Below are 6,188 nucleotides of genomic sequence, written 5' to 3' on the forward strand. Positions count from 1 at the left end.
GAGTCGTAGCCCATGCGCATTTCTACCGCCCAGTTTTACGAGTCCTCGGCTGCCAACTATTCGAAGAACTTCGCCAACGTGGTCAAGAGCAGCGAAGAGGCGAGCAGCCTGGTTCGCGTCAACACCGCCGCCGATGATCCGGTCGGCGCCTCGCGCCTGCTGCAGCTAGGCCAGCAGGCTTCGATGCTCGATCAGTTCAACAACAACATGACGACGATCAAAGCCACGCTTGGCCAGACTGAAGCCGTCATGACCAGTATCGGCAACGTGCTGCAACGCGCCAAGGAACTGGCCCTGGGTGCCGGCAACGCCGGTTATACCGATTCCGATCGCCAGGCCAACGCTTCGGAGCTCAGCCAGATCGAAGAACAGCTGTTGAGCCTGATGAACACCAAGGACGAAAACGGCAAATACATTTTCTCCGGCTCCAAGGGCGATACCGTTCCGTTCTCGCGTAATACCGACGGCACCTACAGCTATAACGGTGATCAGGTCACGCTGGACCTGCCGATTGGCGATACCCAGTCGATGGCCACCAACAGCACCGGTTGGGCTGTGTTCCAGCAAGCCATCAACACCAGTCGCACACAGTCCACCATGACCACGCCGACGCCGGCCGTCGATGGCGGTCGTGTGGTGCTGTCCAATGGTCAGGTGAATTCGGACGTGACCTACAACGCCAAATTCCGTGGCGGCGAGCCCTACACCGTGAATTTCCTCAGCCCTACGCAGCTGGAAATCCGCGATTCGCTGGGTAATGACGTCACGGCCGAAGCTTCTGGCAATGGCGTGTTCAGCTCCTCCGGTGGTGCCGCCACACAGACAATCAACTTCCGTGGCGTTGACCTGAAGTTGAACATCAACATGAAGACTGGCGACGTTCCGGCGACCGTGTTCCCGGCGCCTCCGGCCCCCAATGCCTACAGCTTCACCCTGGCGGCCAAGCCAGACAGCTTCAATGCGACCCGTGCCCCAGGCAACCTGTCCAGCGATGTCGTCACCAATACGAGCATCTCCAACAGTGCCGCCTACCACGCCAGCTTTCCGGAAGGCGGGGCCGTTCTCAAGTTCACCAGCGCCACGGCTTTCGACTTGTATGCAGCGCCTCTGACCGCGAGCAGCAAGCCGGTTTCCAGTGGTGTTCTGGCGGGCAACGTCGCCACCGCATCGGGTGTCGACTTTACGCTGAGCGGCGCACCTTCGATGCAGGCTGGTGACCAGTTCTCCGTCACGGTCAACACTCACCAGACGCAGAACGTTCTGGACACGGTCGCCCAGCTGAAAACCGCGCTGTCGACGCCGACCAACAACAATCCGCAGGCCATTCAAGCACTCAACGCGGCCATTGGTTCCGGTATCGGTAACCTGACCAGTGGCATTGACCAGTTGACCTCGGGTCTTAGCTCCGTGGGTGGTCGCGGTGCGTCGCTGACGACTCAGACCGATATCAACCAGAGCCTGGTGCTGGCCAACACGCAGACCCAGGGCGCGATCCGTGATTCGGACCCGGCCACGGTGATGACCCGCCTGACCTTGCAGCAAACCATGCTGCAAGCCTCGCAACTGGCGTTCAGCAAAATCGCTCAGTTGGGGTTGTTCAACAAAGTCTGAGTCAAGGCCTTCGCGCCATAGGCGCGAAGGTTCAATACACCCGAGTGCAAACCGTCATTTTTCAGCGGTTCAGGGCTGCTCCACTCGTTCCAGAGTGAGCGCCCACCGCTCGCGAGTTCCCCTGCCGTGAAACCAGCTCCTCTTGTCAGCATCGCCATTCCCGCCTACAACCCGCTGTACTTTAAGGCAGCGCTGCAAAGTGCGCTGAACCAGACCTACGCGTCGCTTGAAGTGATCGTGTGTGACGACAGCGACAGCGACGAAATCCATGAGCTGGTCCAGGCCTGCACAGTGCCGCCAACCGTGACATTGCGTTATGTGCGCAATGAACAACGCCTGGGGTTCAAGGGGAATCTGATGGCCTGCGCCGAGCAGGCAACCGGGGAGTACCTCAAGCTTCTCTGTGATGACGATCAACTGCTGCCTGAGAGCATTGCCCGCCAGGTGCAGGGTTTCATTGATCATGACGATGTGAATCTGGTGATTGCCCTGCGTCAGTATTGCGACGGCGATTACCTTCTGCTTCCCGAGCGTCTGGAGAACTCCAGCTTTGTCTCGGGGGATACGCTGTTCAAGGGTGAAGACCTGCTGGATGTGCTGGAAAGCTCGGCCCTGAACTTTCTCAGCAATTTGAGTGGCGCGCTGATGCGCACTCATCAGGTGCTGGAGTATTTGCCCGCGTTGACCCAGGTCGGCGAAGGGTTTGTCGCTCGTCTCGATTTCGCCTTGTTTGTCTGCCTGTTGCGTCGTGGCAATCTGGCGGTTATCGCACAGGTGCTCAGCTTTGAACGCTTGCACCCGGCGCGCCTGAGCAATCAACTGGAGGTCGAGCAGGCCGTGGTGGTCGAGCTCGGTTGGCTGACCCAAATGCTGTCGGTGCGCAGCGGCGAGCCGGCACCTGCGCCGGGGCATGTTCGCTTTATCGATCTGGCCAGCGCCGCCCTCGGTGAGCCGTATGACTGGGAAGAAATGGCGCTGGGTCGTTCCCTGGGCTTTACCTCGACGTTGCTCCGTTCGCGGGTGGGTGAAAACTGTGACTGCTTTGCTGATGTGTACCTGCAATGGCTGGCGTGTCGCACCCTGAACCCGGCCCAGCAGCGCCTGTTGCCTGCGCGCCTTGCCTCGTGGGCATGGCAGCCGCGAATTGTGCCGGTGGTGATGGATGCCGACGCTGACGATGCGGCACTGGGCGTCACACTGGAGAGCATCGAACGGCAGGTCTATGGCGCCGAAAGGGTGTTGGTGCTCTCGGGTGAAAATCGCACCAGTGCCCTTGCGGGCAACGTGATTCGTGTGGCCTTGCAAGGCGACGGGCTTGAGCAACTCAATGGCCTGATGCAGGCCGACAGTGCGGACTGGTTCTATCTGCTGCGGGCCGGTGATCGCCTGAATGAACTGGCCTTGCTGCTTTTGGCCGAACGGATGGTCGAGAGTGCCGACGCGCTGTGTATCTATACCGATGAAGGCGGCTTGCGCAATGACGTGTCGGTCGAGCCGATCCTCAAGCCCGATTTCAATCTGGACCTGCTGCGCAGTTATCCCTATGTCGGGCGGACACTGGCCATCCAGCGTCAAGGCTTTGTAGCCGCGGGTGGTTTCACCCCGGACTTCGCTGAGCTCAGCCCTCATGACCTGGTCTGGCGCCTCGTCGAAAACCACGGCCCGCATGTCGTGGAGCATGTCGCCCAAGTGCTGGTCGAATCCTCGTTCGGCCTGGCGCAATGGCTCGCTCTGCCGCAGGTTATCGAGCAGAACTCCCGCGTACTGACTGCGCACCTTGATCGTATCGGTGCGGCACACGAGGTGCGGCCGGGCAGCGTGCCGCTCATCAATCGAATTGACTACCAGCATGGCGTTCAGCCGCTGGTGTCCATTGTGGTAGTGGCCCAGGATCAGCTCGGTCGGCTTGAGCGTTGTATCGAAAGTGTGCTGGAGCACACGGCCTATGCTCACTACGAATTGTTGATCGTCGACAACGCAAGCACCTCGATCGAGGCGCGTGACTGGCTGGCCGCCATGTCGCAAATGGGCGGTGAAAAACTGCGCGTGCTGCATTGCGATTACCCCGATAACCCGGCAGCGGCGCAGAACTTCGCCGTTGCTCAGGCACGCGGCGAGTACGTGCTGTTGCTCAGCCCGGACAGCCTGATCGTCAATCGTGACTGGCTTGGGGAGCTGCTGAATCACGGCTTGCGTCCGGAGGTGGGCGTCGTCGGTGGCCGAATGGTCAGCCCTCAGGGGCGTATCGAAGGTTCGGCCCTGGTGCTGGGGATGCGCGGCCCTGTCGGCGTACCTTGGCGCGGGGAGGTGATGACCGCTCCGGGGTATATGCAGCGCCAGCAGGCGGTGCAGAATTTGAGTGCTGTGAGAACCGAGTGCCTGCTGGTCCGCAAGCAGGTGTTCGATGAGCTTCAGGGGTTTGACGAGCAGGCCTTTTCCCAAAGACTCGGCGGCCCTGATTTCTGTCTGCGTGTGAAGCAGAAGGGCTATCTGGTGGTCTGGACGCCGTATGCCGAATCGGTCCACGTGGCTGCCGAGGCGGAGAGCGGGCCGGTGGTGTCAGATTTGCTGGCTGAGCAGAAGCGGTTTTATCAGCGCTGGCTGCCGATCATCGCAAGAGATCCGGCGTACAACGTCAACCTGAGTCTGAGCACCAATAATTTCAGCCTTGAACCGGGTTACAAGAGCGACTGGAATCCGTTCGCCCGTCACATGCTGCCACGGGTGCTGGCGATCCCGATCAACGAGACCGCCGTAGGCCATTACCGTGTCACCCAGCCGTTTCTGGAGCTGGAAGCTGCGGGTCAAGTGCTCGGTAATCTTTCTTACCATACGCCTTCGGACATTGAGCTGGAGCGCCAGTCGCCGGACGTCATCATCTTGCAAGGGCGCTACAGTGAGGGCGCGGTGAATGAAGTGGAGCGGGTCAAAAACAGCTCCAGGGCTTTCCGGATCTTCGAGCTCGATGACTATGTCATCGACGTTCCGAAGAAAAACGCTCACGTGCGCAAGGCCATGGTTGGCGTTGAGCAAATCGTGCGGCGTGCAGTCGGGTTGTGCGATCGGGTGGTGGTGTCGACCCAACCGCTGGCCGATACCCTCAAAGGCATGCATGACGATATTCGCGTGGTGCCGAACATGCTCGCTCCGTATCTGTGGACCGGTCTGAGCAGCCAGCGACGTACGTCGCGCAAGCCGAGGGTCGGTTGGGGCGGAGGCACCAGTCACGATGGGGATCTGGCGATCATTGCCGATGTCGTTCGACTGCTGGCGGATGAAGTGGAATGGGTGTTCTTCGGCATGTGCCCGCCGGCACTCAAGCCTTTCGTGCATGAGTTCCATCCCGCCGTTGGCTTGCAGGCTTACCCTGCCAAACTGGCGAGCCTGAACCTTGATCTGGCTTTGGCGCCGTTGGAGTTTCATATCTTCAACGACTGCAAGAGCAACTTGCGACTGCTGGAATATGGCGCGTGCGGTTATCCAGTGATCTGTACGGACACTGAGGCTTATCGCGGTTATCTGCCGTGTACCAAGGTGGTGAGTAACAGTACCGAGGAATGGCTTGAGGCGATTCGTATGCACCTGGCTGACCCGGATGCGAGTTACCGCATGGGTGATGCGCTGCGCGAGGAAGTGCTGCGCGATTATATGCTGCAGGGTAGTAACCTGAATTATTGGGCTGAGGCTTGGTTGCCGGGTTGATCTCGGGGTTCTGTTGCGATTGGGGGGCATATCCGTTGCTGCGGTTATGGCGGCTATTGGTTTCGCCCTTACGGCGAGTCACTTGGAGAAGCGCCAAGTAACCAAGCGCTTTTGCCCCTTTCGTTCGGTGGCTCGCTAAGGCTCGCCATACCCTCGCTCCGGTCCTGCTCCGTGGGCCCGCCGCCATCGGCCATCCATGGCCGGGGGCGGCTAACCCGGCATCCATGCCGGGTTGCCCACTGCGCAGAACCTGCGCTCAGCCTCTCGAGGGGGCGACTACCGCCACAGCCGCCGAGGCGGCCTGAAAGCCGACCTGGCTCTTTGGTGCATGCGTTCCCTCATTCCGGATATGTACACCTATCCCCTGTAGGAGCCGGCTTGCTGGCGATGGCGTCCCTCCAGCCAATACATACGTTGACTGATCCACCGCTATCGTCGGAACGCCGCCCGCAGCAAGCCGGCTCCTACAAGGGATTGGGTTCACACGTTTCAAAATTGTAGGAGCCAGCTTGCTGGCGATGGACGTCAACGATAACGCGGGCTGTCTGAATGAACGCGTTGCCCCGACGCTTTTCGCCGGCAAGCCGGCTCCTACACGGGGATTGGGTTCGCACAATTCAAAATTGTAGGAGCCAGCTTGCTGGCGATGGACGCCAACGATAACGCGGGTTGTCTGGATGAACGCATCGCCTAGACGCTTTTCGCCGGCAAGCCGGCTCCTACAGGGATCAGCGTTTGCTTTTGCTTCCCACCACTCATCAGGCCGAGCGTTAGCTCGCCTTCCGCTTTTGATCTGAGCGCCCCCTCGAGAGGCCGAGCGCAGGTTCTGCGCAGTGGGCAACCCGGCATGGATGCCGGGTTAGCCGCCCCCGGCC

The 6,188-nt window shown here is 60.2% G+C and carries 2 protein-coding genes; both read left to right on the forward strand.

Translation table 11 applies throughout. The annotated features are described in order from the left end of the window. The first annotated feature begins 12 nt into the window (after positions 1-12). Positions 13-1,611, forward strand: a complete 1,599-nt coding sequence (locus tag KGB25_RS12755) for a flagellar hook-associated protein 3 (protein WP_008042676.1) — start codon at positions 13-15, stop codon at positions 1,609-1,611. 126 nt (positions 1,612-1,737) lie between these two features. Further along, positions 1,738-5,313, forward strand: a complete 3,576-nt coding sequence (locus tag KGB25_RS12760) for a glycosyltransferase (RefSeq protein ID WP_223435089.1) — start codon at positions 1,738-1,740, stop codon at positions 5,311-5,313. The last annotated feature ends 875 nt before the right edge of the window (positions 5,314-6,188 follow it).

Origin of the sequence: Pseudomonas sp. BF-RE-21, assembly GCF_019947305.1 — a bacterium.
Lineage (GTDB): Bacteria > Pseudomonadota > Gammaproteobacteria > Pseudomonadales > Pseudomonadaceae > Aquipseudomonas > Aquipseudomonas migulae.

Bases quoted from the DNA above. Each gene is read 5' to 3' on its own strand.
- KGB25_RS12755 (WP_008042676.1), top strand. From the start codon at position 13: ATGCGCATTTCTACCGCCCAGTTTTACGAGTCCTCGGCTGCCAACTAT.